The organism is Qipengyuania pacifica, assembly GCF_019711555.1.
In the GTDB taxonomy this organism is placed as follows: Bacteria; Pseudomonadota; Alphaproteobacteria; order Sphingomonadales; family Sphingomonadaceae; genus Qipengyuania; species Qipengyuania pacifica.
This window is the reverse complement of the sequence record NZ_JAIGNQ010000002.1, coordinates 141,562-157,488: the sequence shown is the minus strand read 5'-3', so window position 1 is coordinate 157,488 and position 15,927 is coordinate 141,562. Positions and strand designations below refer to the sequence as shown.

Sequence of the window (15,927 nt, the reverse complement as noted above, 5' to 3'; positions counted from 1 at the left end):
CTCCATGTAAAATAACCGGCTATTCGCACCGCGCGCCTGCTTTTGGCTGCAGCCGCGTCGTTCGTCGGTCCCCAACTTTACCGGAGTTATTTGAATGCGTTTTACTTTACTGACCTGCGCCGCAGCCGCCGCTCTCATCCCCTATGCGGCTGTCGCTCAAGAAGCCTCATCTTCCGATCAGCAGGAGCCGGAAGCCGCGACGAGGACGTCCACCGAAAGGGGTGGAGACGATTTTCATAACGTGATCGTAGTTACAGCACCGGGGCTTGATCGCCTCGATGTTCTGGCAGGCACCTCCGTCGTCGATGGAATGGAGCTTCAGCGCAACCAGAACGGGCAATTAGGTGAGGTTCTGGCCAAGCTTCCAGGTGTTTCGGCGAGCGGTTTTGCGCCTGGTGTTTCGCGTCCCGTACTAAGAGGTTTCGGCGGTGAGCGCGTCCGAGTTCTGACGGACGGCATCGGTGCCATCGACGCTTCGAGTACATCTGATGACCACGCCGTTACCGTGGAGCCCTTGATCGCCGAACGCATCGAGGTACTTCGCGGGCCTGCAGTGCTGCTATATGGAAGCCAAGCGATCGGCGGCGCTGTAAACGTCATCACAAAGCGAATTCCGCCACGCGTCCCGGATGAGCCCGTACATGTCGACGCAATGGCCGGCTTCGATACTGTCAGCAACCGGCGCGAAGGCGGCCTTTCGGTCGACGTGCCTGTTGGCGACAATCTCGCATTCCATGTGGATGGATCGTATCGCAACACCGATAATCTCGAGATTCCCGGATATGTAGCAACCGATCGCCTTCGCGCCCAACTCCTGGAATCTGCTGCGGAAGAGGAGGCCGAAGGTCATCTCGATGAGGCGGAGGAACTACGGGAGGGGGCGAACGCACGCGGAACTTTGCCGAATAGCTGGACGGAAACCTACACTCTGGGAACAGGGCTTGCCTATTTCTCGGGCAACAGCAGCCTTGGCGTATCTTTCGATTACTATGACACGAATTACGGCATACCGGGCCTGCCAGGCGTCGGACACGTGCATGAAGGTGATCATGATCACGATCACGATCACGAAGAAGAGGATGATGATCACGCGCACGGCGAGGAAGGGCCCGTTTCAATCGGCATGAAGCGGTACCGCGCCGATCTGAAAGGCGTGCTGGATCTTGGCGACGGCTTCTTCAACGAACTGCGGACCCGGTGGGGATACAGCGATTATACCCACACCGAGTTTGAAGGAGACGAGGTAGGAACCGTGTTCGATGTCGAGGGCGTCGAAGGCCGCGTGGAGCTTGTTCAATCGCGCCGTGGAAATCTTCAGGGTTCGCTCGGCGGTCAATACTCGCATACCAATTTCTCCGCCATCGGCGAAGAAGCTTTCGTGCCCAGCAACACGACCGATAGTTTTGCCTTGTTCACGGTGCAGGAGCTCGATTTCGACAGGTTCGAAGTGGAACTCGGTGCTCGCTATGAGCACACCGGTGTGGATGCTTCGGATTCGATCGGTGTATCCCGCGATTTCGATACGTTTTCCGGAGCAATCGGCGCATCCTATACCCTTACGGATGGCGCGGCGGGCGATCTGCGAGCAGGGGTCAATCTCTCGCGGGCAGAACGTGCGCCTTCCGCGCAGGAACTGTTCGCCGAGGGTCCACACGTCGCAACGCAACAGTTCGAAATTGGCAGTCCTACTCTAGGAACTGAACGCTCGTGGGGCGTGGAAGGCTACGTCCGCGGTAACCTTGGCCCAGCTCTTCTGAGTGCGAGCGTCTACAGGAACTGGTTCAACGACTTCATTTTTCTTTCCGATACGGGTGCGGAAGAAGACGGGCTGGAGGTGTTTCAGTTTCTGCAGCAGAATGCGGATCAGTTCGGCATAGAAGCCGAGGCGAGCATGCCCGTTTTCGAAACCAATGACTTCAAGCTGCTTGCGGATGTTCGCGGCGACTATGTCAGGGCCACTCTGGCCGATGGTTCTCCGGTCCCCCGCATTCCGCCCCTGAGCCTTTCCGGTGCGCTCGAAGGTCAGTTCGAACACGTCGATGTCCGCGCAGAGGTCGAATGGTTCGATAAGCAGGACCGCGTGTCGGAACACGAAGCGCCGACGGATGGGTATACCTTCGTAAATGCCTCTGTCGCGTGGCATCCATTCGAGGGGGCGGACAACCTGACCATCCTCGCGCAAGTGGACAATATCTTCGATGTCGAAGGTCGGCGCCATACGAGTTTCACGAAGGAATTCGTGCCTCTGCCCGGCCGGAATTTCAAACTGACCGCTCGTTTGAGCCTGTAAATCCGCGCGAAACCGCGCACGCCGACGCCCAGATCACGGGCGTCGGCTTTCCTTTCCATGCAGACATTCCTCAAAAGAAGAGACCGGATGCAATTCAGCAATTCTCCACATCGCAATCTGCTCGATGGAATAGCGATTGCCGGATCCGCGCTCTGCCTGATTCATTGTCTCGCCTTGCCACTTATCATCGCGTGGCTGCCCGCGCTTTCGGACTGGTTGTCCTGGCCGGAAAGCGTGCATCTCTGGATACTGCTTGCGGCATTGCCTCTGTCGGTCTTTGCCCTGTGGCGTCATGCTCTTTGCGAAGGTAGAAAAGGGCCGTTTCTTCTTGGGATGGCAGGACTTGCCATTATGGCCAGCGCCCTTCTCATCGAGGGATCTCCCCTTGAACCGTTCGTGACGAGTATCGGCGCCGCGCTGCTGGCGGCAGCGCATATCCTCAATTGGCGTGGAAGGCGTTCGTGCCACGAAGGGGAGTTACGCCAGTAAGCTCGCAGTCAATGTAGGCAGGCCTCGACAGGGACGCAATTAGCTGCTGCAAGCCCTCCGATAATTCACTTACTGAAAGCGAACGAATGGCCGATCTGTCGCATATCGATAAACATGGGCGCGCACGAATGGTCGATGTTGGCGACAAGCCGGTTACAGCCCGCAAGGCGTCAGCAACCGGGATTGTGACGTGCCAGTTGCTTACGCTCGATTTGCTGAAAGAAAGCAAGGTTCCCAAGGGAAACGTCATCGGCACGGCCGAATTGGCAGGTGTCATGGCAGCCAAACGAACGGCCGACCTCATCCCCCTGTGTCATCAGATACCGCTTTCGCAGGTCGATATTACAATTACTGCCGACGACACATTGCCGGGTTTCGCAGTCGCGGCAACGGTGCGAACAGAGGGACGGACCGGTGCCGAAATGGAAGCGCTAACGGCGGTATCCGTCGCGTGCCTCACATTGTTCGACATGCTGAAAGCGGTCGACAAGGATATGACGATCGGTGGAATCCGCGTGACTGCGAAAGAAGGCGGCAGGTCCGGCGATTGGCAACGCGCGTGATCAACTGCGCTGCCAGAGTGCAAGACCATCGCGACGACGTTCGATATTGCCGCTCGCTCCTACCGGTTCGCATCGACCATCGGTGAGAAACGCGATGGTTTCGCCGTCATCGGCAGGAACCTTGGCCAAGGTACGTGATCCATTCGGCGTGAGTGCCACGATCACGCCGGATTTTGGAGAGCCGGCGCGGTCATAGTTCACCGTGTAAGTCTCTATAACGGCGGGGCCCGCATAATCTTCGTCGATGGGCGGAACTTCGCCGCGTCTGTCGTCGGCTTCGGTCTGATAATCGAAATCTTGCGGGAATAGGGCGCCCGTCGGCTCGCCCGACAGCATGATGGTGTGATTGTGGGTGGCATATCCACCATTGGCGAACAGTAAACCTCGACCGTCGGTCCCGCGTAGCTTTTCAGCCATGGCGACCACAGCATGGCTCATATAGTTCCCAATCGGTCCTCCACCGAACGTCAGGCCGCCAAACACCGTAACTGGTTTTTCGATCGGCCAATCCAGCACCCTGCGTGCCATCTTCGGAACACAGGGGAAGCAGCTGTAAAGTTCTACATGAGCAAGGTCGTTCGTGCCGATCTCGTTCAACGCCATCGCCCGTTCGATCGAGGTCGCCAGGCTGGGTGAGTAGTCATAGCGGTCGCGAGCAAGGAAGTTACCGCTTTCGTGTGCAGCCGCACCATAGCCGATATGGACGAGCCGCTCATCCGGAATGCCGCGCCTTCGCGCTTCCGCTAGAGACGTTACAATAAAAGCTGCGCCCTGATTGACCGAGGAATTGGCCACCTGGAGCTTCGTATAGGGAAAGGCGATGGGCCGATTATTCTCGCTGGGCTCAACGACAGCCTCAGCCTTTACCGGCTTGCGTATCCATGCCCCATCACTCGCCGCAGCCACCTCGCTCATAACGGCCCAAATCGCACCGGTTTCTGCCTGCCCTTCTGCCAGGCTCTGGCAATAGGACGCCCGCCCGGCGTTTTCGTAAAGCGGATAGACATCCGTGGGTACGACAAGGCCGTAGCTCTGCGGATAACCATGCCGGACCCGATGGCTCGCATCGCGAAGCGCGTTGGGTTTTTCGCCCCCCTCCGGCTTCTTCAAAGCGGCGAGATGGCCGGCTGTTCGCAACGCTTCTCCGCCAGCAATCGCACAGATTTTCGCTTCTCCGCGACCAATACGATTTGCGGCCTCGTGCAGGAGCAGGATGGGGCTGTCGCCATTGGGCAGTGCGGTCTGCATCCGGTGAGCCGGGTCGATCCCGAGTTCCTTCGCAACCTTCGCGTCGACCGGATTGAGCTGAGGCCAAGCGAGTTGGGCAACCACGGAAAGGGAATCGCAATCGACCAAAACGCCGCCGCCCGCATCTGCATCTGCGCGGCGCAGGGCGCGCGTCATTAGACCCACTGGATCGAGACCATCGGCCGGCGTCTCGGGCCGATCATTGATCTGGCCAACACCGATAATTACGGGCGTAGTTTCGGGGTCCTGTCCGGTCATAAAAGCGCTCCACCTGCTGCCATGCCTAGCAAGCAATCTGGTGGCTGCAACTGGAAGGTGGGAGAGCTGGCTGGGGTGGCAGGGATCGAACCTGCGAATGTCGGTACCAAAAACCGATGCCTTACCACTTGGCTACACCCCAGCAGGTGCGCGCCCCTATAGCGTGTCGTGCGCGGAAGGGAAGGGGTGGGATGTGGAAATGATGAGGGTGCCAGAGCCGCGGCTGGATATCGGGCAAATGCCCTCTCCTTGATTACTTGGAGGAGAGGACATTTGCGCCCTCAGGCGGCGACGCTTGCCGCTGCCTAGATATTCTTGCCGTCGAAATCGCTGGACGAATGCCGTTCGCTCAGCTGTTCGTTTTCTTCACCCCAGGTCTTGTTGACGATGCGCCCACGGCGCACGGCTGGTCTTTCGGCGATCTGCTTTACCCACCGCTCGACATGGGTGTACTCATGGATCGAGAGGAATTTGCGCGCTTCGCCGTAAATGCCGCCAGTGACGAAGGGGGACAACCACGGCCAGCTTGAAATGTCGGCGATCGTGTAGTTCTTGCCGCCAAGATATTCGCTTTGGGACAGCCGCTTGTTGGCAACATCGAACAGGCGTTTCGTTTCCATAGCGTAGCGGTTGATCGGATATTCGAACTTTTCGGGTGCGTAGGCGTAGAAGTGGCCGAAACCGCCACCGATGAACGGGGCGCTGCCGACCTGCCAGAACAGCCAGCTCAGCACTTCTGCACGGGTGGTGTCAGCCGGAAGGAAGGCGCCGAATTTCTCAGCGAGATGAAGCAGGATTGCGCCGCTCTCAAAAACTCGGATCGGTTCCGGTCCGCTGCGATCAAGCAACGTGGGGATCTTGGAGTTGGGGTTGAGGTCGACAAAACCTGATCCGAACTGATCACCATCCGAAATGCTTATCGTCCAGGCGTCGTATTCCGCACCGGAATGACCCGCTTCCAACAATTCCTCGAGCATGATGCCAGCTTTCACGCCGTTGGGCGTCGCCAGCGAGTAAAGTTGGAAATCATGTTCGCCGACGGGAAGTTCCTTGTCTTCCCGGGCACCCGCCGTCGGTCGATTGATGCTGGCGAAGCGCCCGCCATTCTCGGTGTCGGGTGCCCAGACTTCGGGCGGGGTATAGGTGGGATCAGCCATTGTGTTCTCCTGTGATGCGATGGCTAAGCCAGCCTTCGGTTCACCGCAAGGTGGGGAACCGGACTACCCGTCCCACTGTTCTTCCCTTCGCCATGACGAAGCTCATCTATGTCGACGACGACCTGCCTGGAATCACCCGCAAGGGTGCGGGGAAGGGATGGGCCTATTACGATCCCAAAGGTAAGCTTATCGGCGACACAGAGGAAAAGCGCAGGCTCAATGCTATCGCCCTTCCGCCGGCTTATGTCGACGCCTGGTTCTGCCCCGCGCCGAATGGTCATATCCTCGCGACCGGCATAGATGCCAAAGGCCGCAAACAATATCGGTATCACCCGGATTTCCGCGCCGCGCGAGAAGGCGAAAAATTCGATAGCTGCGTTACCTTCGGCAGCCTGCTTCCTCTCGTCCGAAAGCGTGTAGAAAGCGATCTGCGCGGGCATAACCTCACCAGAGAGCGCGCCATCGCGAGCGTCGTGAGATTGCTCGACCTTGGTGCGATCAGGGTTGGGAACGAAGGGTATGCAAAGGCCAACAAGAGTTTCGGTGCCACCACCCTGCGTAATCGCCACGCCGAACTGACCGGGAAGACCTTGCGGCTTCGCTACAAGGGGAAGGGCGGCAAGCTGCAGGAGGTTACCCTGTCCGATGGCAGCCTGGCACGAATGGTGCGCAAAATGCAGGATCTGCCAGGCCAACATCTGTTCAAATATGTCGATGACGATGGCGACCAGCACACGGTCGGATCGAGTGACGTAAACGACTATCTGCGCGAAACCATGGGGCAGGATTTCACGGCCAAGAACTTTCGCACCTGGCACGCAAGCGTCAGGGCGCTAACCTGCGTTTATGAGGGCGATGGCAAGCTGCCGATGAAGCAACTGCTCGAATGCGTCGCCGACCATCTGGGCAATACACCCGCGGTCACAAGAAAAAGTTATATTCACCCGGCAGTGTTCGAAGTTCTCGAAAATCAGATCGAATGGCGCGACGAGCTTCGCCTGCCACGCGCGACACAATGGTTAACACGCGAAGAACGCGGCCTGATCGACCTTCTGCAGAACAGTCCCAGTGCGAGCACCCTGCTCGCCGCGTAGGCCTGAAAATCTCGAAATCATTTCGTAATTTCGGTATGTTGGGCTAGTACTCTGCCATCGATGGTGTGGAACTGTCGACGGTTCGCATATACGCAGGGGTGTATTGCGGACAGCCATGCCTGCCGGAAGCTTGTCACCATGCATCGCCTTGCAAATTTCGATGTCAGCCGACAGTTTCTTACCCGTAAGGGCAAGATTACGGCTCAGATCGTGTTCGGTACACTGTGCGGTGCAGCGATGATCGGGCTTCGGACATTGTTCGACATGTGGGCGCCATCTTCGGGGCCCTTTGCTCTGATATATCCGACAGTGCTGCTATCGACGCTCTATGGCCACTGGCGCGCCGGACTGGCTGCTTTTTGCGTAACGTTTGCGTGGGCCTGGTTCTTCGTCCTCCCGGTGCAATCCTCGTTTTTTTTCTCGGACCCCACCGATCCCGCTCGTGTCTTCCTGAACGCAGCAAGTGCGCTGGTCGTTCTGATTTTTGCCGAAGCGTTCCGCAGGGCGGCGCACGCCACGCTGACTGAAATTCGTCTGCGGGCGGATCGCCGCTTGACCCTCCTTGCAGACCTCGAGCACCGAACAAAAAACAATTTTGCGTTGGTTGCCAGCATGCTGGAATTGCAGAAACGGCGCATTCCCCATCAGGAATTGCATGCGCCGCTCGATGACGCAGTGGGCCGTGTACGAACCTTTGCGGACGCTTATTCCGCTCTGGCGCTCGAGCAATCGGACGATCCCAGCGTCGATATGAAGCCATATCTCGACTATCTGCTCAACCGGATCGAAGCGTCCAGTCTGCCACCTGCGGTCAAGCTGTTCCGCGAAATCGACGCAGCCACTTTGTTACGGGAGGAGGCGGTCGCCATAGGTCTCTATTTGAACGAAGCCGTCTCGAATGCCTGCAAATATGCTTTCCCGAACGACCGAAGCGGTACGATAGCGGTGTTCTTCCATGTGCGGGACGGGGGGTGGCGGTTCACGATCGAAGACGATGGTGTCGGTGATGCCGCGATATCCCACCCAGGTGGGGGTCTGGGAAGCCAGCTCCTGACGGCATTCGCCGCTCAAGCAAGCGCAACCCACCATGGTGGGCCGGTTCTCAATGGCTATCGCAGTGAAATGCGAAAGGTTCTTGAAACCGAGGTTGCGTAGGGTAGCCTAAAAGGATACCGCACCGGCCATGCATCTAGCCGGTAGCAAAATTCGGCAGTGGCGCGAGGCGCATCACCCCCCGCTTAGTGCGGACGAATTCGGTATGCGTTACGGGCAACCAGCGCCTTGGCCCAGTCGAACCGTCTACGGCTGGGAGGCCAAGGGTAAAATTGCCCGCGCGTCGGTCCAGAAACGCCTCGCTGAACTGGGTATTTGCAAGCCCGCCGACTGGCTTGAGCCGGCTTCCGATAATCCCGACGAGAAAGGCCCCGCGTCAATGAGCGGTACCGAAACGCCCCCCTTCTTCGACCTGCATACGCATGGGTTTGTCAGAATTGCCACCAGCACGCCCAAGGTGCGCACGGCGGATGTCGAGAATAATGCTCAGGGTATCGTGGAGCAGGCGCGCATGGCGGATGCGCAGAACGTCGATCTGCTCCTCTATCCCGAACTTTCGCTATCGTCTTACGCTCTCGATGACCTTCACTTGCAGTCGGCGCTTCTCGACGCGGTCGAAGCGCAGGTTGAAGCGATCATAGATGCGTCGCGAACCTTGTCGCCCGTGTTGGTGTTCGGCGCTCCGCTGCGCCGCAATGGGCGTATCTACAACTGTGCGCTTGTGGTTGGGCACGGTGAACTGCTGGGCGTGGTGCCGAAGAGCTACCTGCCGAATTATCGCGAATATTATGAAAAACGGTGGTTCGCCCATGGTCGCGAATGCATCGGTCTGACCATCCGGTGCGGTGATCATGAGGTGCCGTTCGGCACCGACCTTACATTCGGCGCGAGCGATCTGCCGGGGTTTATCTTTGGTATCGAAATCTGCGAGGATTTCTGGGCGCCCAACCCGCCCGGGATCATGGCGGCGCTCGCCGGCGCGACTATTCTGCTCAATCCGAGCGCATCGAACATAACCATAGGCAAGTCGGACGAGCGCCATCTGCTGAGCCGTGCCAGTTCAAGCCGCCTGGTGTGCGCTTACGCCTATTCGGCCAGCGGACACGGAGAAAGCACGACCGATCTCGCATGGGACGGGCAGGGGATGATCTACGAACTCGGTGACCTGCTGGTCGAAAGTGTTCGCTTCGATCTCGATCCCGAACTCTGCATCACGGATGTGGATACTCAGCGCATCCTGTCCGAACGCATGCGGATGCAGACATTCAACGATGCCGCCGAGGCCGCAGGTCGGCCCGAGGACTGGTATCGACGTATTGCCTTCAAGCATCGTCCGCGGGGAGGGGATAAAGGGCTTCAGCGCCCCATCCGGCGCTTTCCGTTCGTCCCCAATCGTGCGGACAAGCTGGACGAAGATTGTTACGAGGCATTCAACATTCAGGTCGATGCGCTGATGCGCCGCATCGATGCCACAGATCCCAAATGCCTCGTGATCGGGATTTCGGGGGGGCTTGATAGCACGCATGCCCTGATCGTGGCAGCCAAGGCGATGGACCGACTTGGCCGTCCACGGACAGACATTCGCGGATATACTCTGCCAGGCTTTGCTACCTCTTATGGTACGAAGGCCAACGCCTGGCGGCTCATGGAAGCGTTCGGCATCGCGGCCGAGGAAATCGACATCCGTCCTACCGCCACGACCATGCTCGAGAACATCGGCCATGCGTTTGCCGACGGGCACCCGGTCTACGACACGACTTTCGAGAACGTGCAAGCGGGGTTGCGAACGGATTATCTCTTCCGCCTGGCCGGTCAGCATGGCGGCTGGGTGATCGGGACCGGCGATTTGAGTGAACTTGCACTGGGATGGTGCACCTATGGCGTCGGCGATCACATGAGCCATTACGGTGTTAATTCGGGCGTTCCCAAGACCCTTATCCAGTACCTGATCGGCTGGACGACCCGAACGAAGCAGTTCGACGACGGGGTCGAACAGGTGCTCGGCGATATCCTCGATACCGAAATCAGTCCGGAGCTCGTTCCTGCAGGAGAAGACGGCGAAATCCAAAGCACGCAATCGATCATCGGGCCTTACGAGCTTAACGACTTCTTCCTTCATCACATCATTCGCTGGGGCCAGAAGCCCAGCCACGTTGCCTTTCTTGCGTGGCATGCCTGGAAAGACGCGGAGCAAGGTCTTTGGCCCATAGGTTTTCCCGAAGATGCGAAAAACGAGTACGAACTGGCCATCATTACAAAATGGCTGCGAAATTTTCTGAAACGCTTTTTCGGTTTCAGTCAGTTTAAGCGAAGCGCCTTGCCGAACGGGCCAAAGGTTTCCGCGGGCGGTTCACTGAGCCCACGAGGTGATTGGCGGGCACCCAGCGATGCCGTTGCCGACATTTGGCTGGCCGAATTGGACGCTGCACTTCCAAGGGACGATGGCTGATCATGCCGGTACGAGCCTTGGTCATAATGATGCTGTGCAATGTGGTCTGGGCGCTCAACGTCGTCGTCAGCAAGGTCGCGATCGCAGACCTCGGCACGCCGCCACTATTCTATGCCCTGCTACGATCGATCATTATTGCAGTCGTGCTCATCCCGTTGCTGCGGCCGCTGCCCGACAAACTGTGGCGCGTCTTGCTGGTCGGTCTGGCTATCAGTGGAGGGTCCTTTGCGCTGCTGTTCATGGGTCTTGCCACTGCCAGCCCGTCTGCAGCGGGTGTGGTAAGCTTGACCGGTGCGCCGATGACGGTCCTGTTTGCCATCATATTTCTTGGCGAACGTATTCGGTGGCGTCGTGGGCTCGGTATCGGGCTGGCATTCGGCGGCGTCCTGTTCGCGATGGCGGGAGACAATCAGATGGAAACCAGCACAGGCCTGCTGCTCGTGTTCATTTCCGCAGTCATCGGTGCATTGGGGTCTGTCTTCGTGAAGCGGCTCGATCTGCCTTCAATCCGGCTGCAGGCGTGGGCCGCTGTCGCATCGGTGGCAGTGTTGATTCCTTTTACAGTGGCGATGGAAAGCAATCAGATCGCGGCGCTTTCCCAAGCCCCTTGGAAACTTGCTGCCTGCCTGTTCTTCGCTGCCATCATCGTATCGGTATGTGGACACACCGCATATTATCGCCTGCTGCAGGAACACGACGCCAATCTCGTCGTGCCTTTGACGCTGTTTACGCCGATCCTGACGATACTTTTCGGCGCCTGGCTGACGGGCGATGCCATTGGCGGGCGTTTGATCACAGGCGGGGCAATCGCACTCGCAGGTGTGGCGATTATCGTATTGCGGCCGAGCGAAACATTCACCCGGCGCTTTCTGGTCAGGCCAAGGTTCTGATCAATCGAGTTTGTGCGTCCAGCCGTACGTGTCCGGCACGGTCCCTTTCTGGATGCCGACCAGTTTTTCACGGATCTTGTGGGTCATCTGACCCGTGCCGCCGCTGCCTATAGTGAATTCGCCATCCGGACCCAGAACAGTGCCGACCGGGGTTACGACTGCGGCAGTACCGCAGGCCATGGTTTCCAGTAGGCGGCCCTCAGTAGCATCTGCGCGCCATTGGTCGATGCTGTATGGTTCTTCGCGAACCTGAAGCCCTTCTTCGCGCAGGAGCTGTATCAGGCTGTCGCGCGTGATGCCGGGCAGAATGGTGCCAGTTAGCGGCGGCGTAATGACACTGCCGTCGTCGAAGACGAAGAACAGGTTCATGCCACCCAGTTCCTCGATCCATTTCTTCTCGACAGCGTCGAGGAATACCACCTGATCGCAGCCATTTTCGATACCTTCGGCTTGCGGAACCAGGGACGCGGCATAGTTTCCGCCGGTCTTCGCAGCGCCCGTGCCGCCCGGTGCCGCACGGGTGTAATTGCGGCTCACCCAGATTTTGACCGGCTTGGCGCCGCCTTTGAAGTAAGGTCCGACCGGTGAAGCGATGAGGACATATTTATACTGTCGCGCCGGTCGCACGCCGAGAAATGCCTCGGATGCGAACATGAACGGACGAAGGTAAAGCGAACCATCGGGATCACCGGGCACCCAGTCACGATCTTTGGCGACAAGCTGGCTGATCGATTCGAGAAACAGTTCTTCCGGCAATTCCGGCATCGCCATCCGCCGGGCACTTTCATTGAACCGGCGCCCATTTTGCTCCGGTCGGAAAAGGGCAAGCGAGCCATCCTCTCGCTTGTAAGCCTTCATGCCTTCGAAGATCTCCTGCGCATAATGCAGGACCGCCGCTGCGGGATCGAGGCTGATCGGTTCGCGCGGGCCGAGCGTCGCCGTGTGCCATCCACCTTTGTCAGCATCGAAATCGATCACGACCATATGATCAGTGAACAGTTTGCCGAAGCCGGGATCCTGCAATGCCTGCTGACGCGTTTCGCCGGGCACTGGGGCGGAGTGAGGAAGATGCTTGAAATCCATGGCCCGCGGGTAATGTGCGCTGCGAAATTTCGCAAGCGATCGGGTTGCGGGATCAAAATGAGAAGGGCAGCTCCACGCCCGTAGGTGGAACTGCCCTTCGCATGGTCAGCGGCGGGAAGTGCCGCTCACGTAGCCTCTAAAGGTATCTGCTTACCGATAGTGCTCCGTGCGGAAACTTGCCGACCTCTCTGCTGAACCATGAGACATCGGATCACCTCCTTTCGCGCTGTTTAGAGCCAAAGTACCCCGTTGCCGGGGAACAAGACCGCGTTTCGCCGCTGATCTTGAGGATATATTTGAGTCTTTCGCGGGCCTAAAACAACCCTTGAAAAAAAGTTTTCCCACGTCAGAATTGTCGTTTCTGGCTCAGAACATTCATCGAGCCTTCCTCCAGCTCCTCTTCCGATCCACGGCCGTCGATAATCGCGAAGCGAATCCCCTCAGCGGCATTCCTCGATCACGTGCGATACTTCCGCCCATGGCGGTAGGTAGATTGTGGATAAGCCGGGGACTTCCACAGCGAATCGCCCCCTGGTGATCGCCATTGCGTCGAGCAACGGATCGCGCGCGGAGACGGTGGCCACGGTGGTCGGCTGGCCGCCATCCCCCGGCCGGACAGCCAGCGTCCGATCCGTTGTTTCGGTACGAATGGTCATCCCCGACTGGCCCTGCACCTGACCAGCGCGGGTCAGAATGATCTGATTTGCGGACCGATCGCAGCGAATGGAAAACCGAGTTTCGGACGCATTTTCGCCGTATAAGGCCATCCCGCCATTCGTATCGCCGCGATAACTCCAGTCCCCCGGAGTACGGGGCTGGTCGATCCAGTTCTCGACCGGCGGCGCCGGAGGCGGAGGTGCGGGGGGCGTAGTTTGCACTGGCGTGGGTGCAGGCGCAGGTGCCGGGGTGGAATCGGGTGCCGGAACGCAGGCGGCGATGGTGAAAGTGAGCGCCAGCGCGCCACCTAAATGGGCATAGATCGGTTTCATGCAGCAACAATGCTCGCTAAGCGCCATGTTTCCAATGCCGAAAAAGATGCGCCTTGATCAGATGCTGGTAGACCGCGGGCTCGTGGAGAGCCGTACGCGGGCCCAAGCCTTGGTAATGGCCGGTCTGGTTTTCTCCGGAGAACAGAAACTGGCGAAGCCCGGTCAGCAACTTTCCGAAGATGCACCCCTGGATGTGCGCGGACGGGATCACCCGTGGGTCAGCAGAGGCGGGATCAAGCTCGCCCATGCGATCGACCACTTCGGCCTGGATCCTGCAGGGGTCACTGCCATGGATATCGGGAGTTCAACGGGCGGGTTTACCGATGTGCTGTTACAGGGCGGCGCAGATCATGTGTTCGCTATCGATAGCGGCACAAACCAACTCGCCTGGAAACTGCGGCAGGATGCCCGCGTAACGGTGCTGGAACAGACGAGCGCGCGCGTTCTGACGCCGGCGATGATCGATCGCCCGGCTACCTGGGTAGTATGCGACGCCAGTTTCATAGGGCTTTCAAAGGTGCTCGAACGGCCGCTGGCACTCGCCGAACGGGCTTGCCGTTTGGTAGCGCTGATCAAACCGCAATTCGAAGTTGGGCGTGAGGAAGTCGGCAAGAAGGGCGTGGTCAGCGATCCTGCGCTCCATCTGCGCGTTTGCGAGGAGGTGCGCGAATGGGTCGAAGGGCTTGATTTCCATGTGCAGGGAATCGTCGAAAGCCCCATCACTGGCCCGGAAGGCAATGTGGAGTTCCTGATTAGCGCCTCTCGCAATTGACCTTGAGGCATGCTTCGCCCTAGGCGCTCGTGCAATCGTATTTCACGGAGAGAGCATGTCCGCCAATATTGCCGAAATGGAACGCCGCCGCGACGCCGCACATATGGGCGGGGGGCAAAAGCGTATCGATGCGCAACATGCCAAAGGCAAACTGACCGCGCGCGAGCGGCTCGAAATCCTGCTCGATGAGGGAAGCTTCGAAGAACTCGATACCTATGTAGAGCATGACTGTGTCGATTTCGGCATGCAGGATCAAAAGATCCCGGGCGACGGTGTGGTTACCGGGTCAGGCACGATCAATGGCCGGCTCGTCTATGTTTTTTCCCAGGATTTCACAGTCTTTGGTGGCTCTCTTTCCAAGCGCCATGCGGAAAAGATCTGCAAGGTCATGGACACCGCGATGAAGGTGGGCGCCCCTGTTATCGGTCTCAACGATTCCGGTGGGGCGCGCATTCAGGAAGGCGTCGCTTCGCTCGGCGGTTACGCCGAGGTGTTCCAACGCAACGTGTTGGCAAGCGGCGTGGTACCGCAAATCAGCCTCATCATGGGGCCGTGCGCGGGCGGTGCGGTTTACAGCCCCGCCATGACTGACTTCATCTTCATGGTCGAAGACAGCAGCTATATGTTCGTCACCGGACCGGATGTGGTGAAGACGGTGACAAACGAGGTGGTCACGCAGGAGGAACTTGGCGGCGCGAAAACGCATACGACCAAGACCTCTGTCGCCGATAACAGCTTCGAAAACGACATCGAGACCCTGCTCGCAACGCGTAATTTCTTCGATTACCTTCCGCTGTCAAACCGCGAGGACGTGCCTGAGCGGCCGACCAGCGATGCCTGGGATCGCGAAGAGCAAAGTCTCGATACGCTGATCCCGGATAACGCTAATCAGCCGTATGACATGCACGAAGTCATCAGAAAGACGCTGGACGAAGGCGATTTCTTCGAGATTCAGCCCGCCCATGCAGGCAATATCATCTGCGGTTTCGGCCGGGTGGAAGGACGCACGGTGGGCGTGGTGGCGAACCAGCCGATGGTACTGGCGGGCGTGCTCGACATCAATTCGTCCAAGAAGGCTGCGCGTTTCGTTCGTTTTTGCGACGCTTTCGAAATCCCCATACTGACTTTCGTCGATGTGCCCGGTTTTCTTCCCGGGACCAGCCAGGAGCACAACGGCATCATCAAGCATGGGGCGAAGTTGTTGTTCGCCTATGCCGAAGCGACAGTGCCCAAGATAACCGTGATCACGCGCAAGGCTTATGGCGGCGCATACGACGTGATGGCATCGAAGCACCTGCGCGGAGATTTGAACTACGCATGGCCGACGGCCGAAATCGCGGTGATGGGCGCAAAGGGTGCGGTGGAAATCATTTTCCGACAGGACCGTGACGATCCGCAAAAGATTGCCGACAAGACCCAGGAATACGAAGCCCGCTTCGCCAATCCTTTCGTGGCTGCTAGCCGCGGTTATATCGACGAAGTCATCTACCCGCACTCGACAAGGCGGCGCATCGCACTGGGTCTGCGCAAGTTACGGACAAAGCAACTCGAGAACCCGTGGAAGAAGCACGATAACATCCCGCTTTGAGGGC

The 15,927-nt window shown here is 58.4% G+C and carries 13 protein-coding genes and 1 tRNA gene; 9 read left to right on the top strand and 5 right to left on the bottom strand.

All coding sequences use genetic code 11. The features are described from left to right. Nucleotides 1-94 precede the first annotated feature (94 nt). The 3 genes from K3177_RS05995 to moaC all read left to right on the top strand — a co-directional run bounded on the left by K3177_RS05995 (nucleotide 95) and on the right by moaC (nucleotide 3,342). On the top strand, nucleotides 95-2,290 hold the full coding sequence (locus K3177_RS05995) for a TonB-dependent receptor (protein ID WP_221597564.1): 2,196 nt from the start codon (nucleotides 95-97) through the stop codon (nucleotides 2,288-2,290). A 57-nt stretch (nucleotides 2,291-2,347) separates the two neighbouring features. Next, nucleotides 2,348-2,779 carry a MerC domain-containing protein gene (locus tag K3177_RS05990; protein WP_221597563.1) on the top strand — a complete coding sequence of 144 codons (432 nt, stop codon included), beginning with the start codon at nucleotides 2,348-2,350 and terminating at the stop codon, nucleotides 2,777-2,779. Between the two features lie 86 nt (nucleotides 2,780-2,865). Continuing rightward, complete coding sequence (moaC, locus tag K3177_RS05985; RefSeq protein ID WP_221597562.1) at nucleotides 2,866-3,342, top strand: cyclic pyranopterin monophosphate synthase MoaC; 477 nt, start codon at nucleotides 2,866-2,868, stop codon at nucleotides 3,340-3,342. Here the strand turns inward: moaC and K3177_RS05980 are convergent, their stop codons facing one another. From K3177_RS05980 to yghU, 3 genes are all read right to left on the bottom strand, one after another. Next, nucleotides 3,343-4,848 (bottom strand): acetyl-CoA acetyltransferase, encoded by a 1,506-nt coding sequence (locus K3177_RS05980; protein ID WP_221597561.1) that lies wholly within the window; start codon nucleotides 4,846-4,848, stop codon nucleotides 3,343-3,345. A 67-nt stretch (nucleotides 4,849-4,915) separates the two neighbouring features. Continuing rightward, nucleotides 4,916-4,990, bottom strand: a tRNA-Gln gene (locus K3177_RS05975). A 163-nt stretch (nucleotides 4,991-5,153) separates the two neighbouring features. Next, complete coding sequence (gene yghU, locus K3177_RS05970) at nucleotides 5,154-6,005, bottom strand: glutathione-dependent disulfide-bond oxidoreductase (protein WP_221597560.1); 852 nt, start codon at nucleotides 6,003-6,005, stop codon at nucleotides 5,154-5,156. Nucleotides 6,006-6,097: 92 nt separating this feature from the next. Here yghU and K3177_RS05965 point away from each other — a divergent pair, with 92 nt between their 5' ends. The 4 genes from K3177_RS05965 to K3177_RS05950 all read left to right on the top strand — a co-directional run bounded on the left by K3177_RS05965 (nucleotide 6,098) and on the right by K3177_RS05950 (nucleotide 11,491). Continuing rightward, a complete protein-coding gene (locus tag K3177_RS05965) occupies nucleotides 6,098-7,099 on the top strand; it encodes a DNA topoisomerase IB (protein ID WP_221597559.1) in 1,002 nt (333 codons plus the stop codon). Nucleotides 7,100-7,237: 138 nt separating this feature from the next. Then, entirely contained in the window at nucleotides 7,238-8,254 is a 1,017-nt protein-coding gene (locus K3177_RS05960) for a sensor histidine kinase (protein ID WP_221597558.1), read from the top strand. 277 nt (nucleotides 8,255-8,531) lie between these two features. Next, nucleotides 8,532-10,601, top strand: a complete 2,070-nt coding sequence (locus K3177_RS05955) for an NAD(+) synthase (protein WP_221598086.1) — start codon at nucleotides 8,532-8,534, stop codon at nucleotides 10,599-10,601. Between the two features lie 2 nt (nucleotides 10,602-10,603). Continuing rightward, nucleotides 10,604-11,491 (top strand): DMT family transporter, encoded by an 888-nt coding sequence (locus K3177_RS05950; protein WP_103023277.1) that lies wholly within the window; start codon nucleotides 10,604-10,606, stop codon nucleotides 11,489-11,491. On the opposite strand, the gene K3177_RS05945 is transcribed toward K3177_RS05950, so the two are convergent. Both K3177_RS05945 and K3177_RS05940 read right to left on the bottom strand, forming a co-directional pair. Beyond that, on the bottom strand, nucleotides 11,492-12,574 hold the full coding sequence (locus K3177_RS05945; protein ID WP_221597557.1) for a branched-chain amino acid aminotransferase: 1,083 nt from the start codon (nucleotides 12,572-12,574) through the stop codon (nucleotides 11,492-11,494). A gap of 440 nt (nucleotides 12,575-13,014) precedes the next feature. Further along, on the bottom strand, nucleotides 13,015-13,563 hold the full coding sequence (locus K3177_RS05940) for a hypothetical protein (protein WP_221597556.1): 549 nt from the start codon (nucleotides 13,561-13,563) through the stop codon (nucleotides 13,015-13,017). Nucleotides 13,564-13,597: 34 nt separating this feature from the next. On the opposite strand from K3177_RS05940, the gene K3177_RS05935 reads away from it, so the two are divergent. Then, complete coding sequence (locus K3177_RS05935) at nucleotides 13,598-14,335, top strand: TlyA family RNA methyltransferase (RefSeq protein WP_221597555.1); 738 nt, start codon at nucleotides 13,598-13,600, stop codon at nucleotides 14,333-14,335. A 55-nt stretch (nucleotides 14,336-14,390) separates the two neighbouring features. After that, entirely contained in the window at nucleotides 14,391-15,923 is a 1,533-nt protein-coding gene (locus K3177_RS05930; RefSeq protein ID WP_221597554.1) for an acyl-CoA carboxylase subunit beta, read from the top strand. The last annotated feature ends 4 nt before the right edge of the window (nucleotides 15,924-15,927 follow it).

What these genes read in the sequence shown, in the direction of transcription:
- yghU (WP_221597560.1), bottom strand. Translation starts at nt 6,005, where the DNA reads ATGGCTGATCCCACCTATACCCCGCCCGAAGTCTGGGCACCCGACACC.
- K3177_RS05930 (WP_221597554.1), top strand. Translation starts at nt 14,391, where the DNA reads ATGTCCGCCAATATTGCCGAAATGGAACGCCGCCGCGACGCCGCACAT.
- K3177_RS05965 (WP_221597559.1), top strand. Translation starts at nt 6,098, where the DNA reads ATGACGAAGCTCATCTATGTCGACGACGACCTGCCTGGAATCACCCGC.
- K3177_RS05990 (WP_221597563.1), top strand. Translation starts at nt 2,348, where the DNA reads ATGCAGACATTCCTCAAAAGAAGAGACCGGATGCAATTCAGCAATTCT.
- K3177_RS05945 (WP_221597557.1), bottom strand. Translation starts at nt 12,574, where the DNA reads ATGGATTTCAAGCATCTTCCTCACTCCGCCCCAGTGCCCGGCGAAACG.
- moaC (WP_221597562.1), top strand. Translation starts at nt 2,866, where the DNA reads ATGGCCGATCTGTCGCATATCGATAAACATGGGCGCGCACGAATGGTC.
- K3177_RS05950 (WP_103023277.1), top strand. Translation starts at nt 10,604, where the DNA reads ATGCCGGTACGAGCCTTGGTCATAATGATGCTGTGCAATGTGGTCTGG.
- K3177_RS05935 (WP_221597555.1), top strand. Translation starts at nt 13,598, where the DNA reads ATGCCGAAAAAGATGCGCCTTGATCAGATGCTGGTAGACCGCGGGCTC.
- K3177_RS05995 (WP_221597564.1), top strand. Translation starts at nt 95, where the DNA reads ATGCGTTTTACTTTACTGACCTGCGCCGCAGCCGCCGCTCTCATCCCC.
- K3177_RS05955 (WP_221598086.1), top strand. Translation starts at nt 8,532, where the DNA reads ATGAGCGGTACCGAAACGCCCCCCTTCTTCGACCTGCATACGCATGGG.
- K3177_RS05940 (WP_221597556.1), bottom strand. Translation starts at nt 13,563, where the DNA reads ATGAAACCGATCTATGCCCATTTAGGTGGCGCGCTGGCGCTCACTTTC.
- K3177_RS05960 (WP_221597558.1), top strand. Translation starts at nt 7,238, where the DNA reads ATGCATCGCCTTGCAAATTTCGATGTCAGCCGACAGTTTCTTACCCGT.
- K3177_RS05980 (WP_221597561.1), bottom strand. Translation starts at nt 4,848, where the DNA reads ATGACCGGACAGGACCCCGAAACTACGCCCGTAATTATCGGTGTTGGC.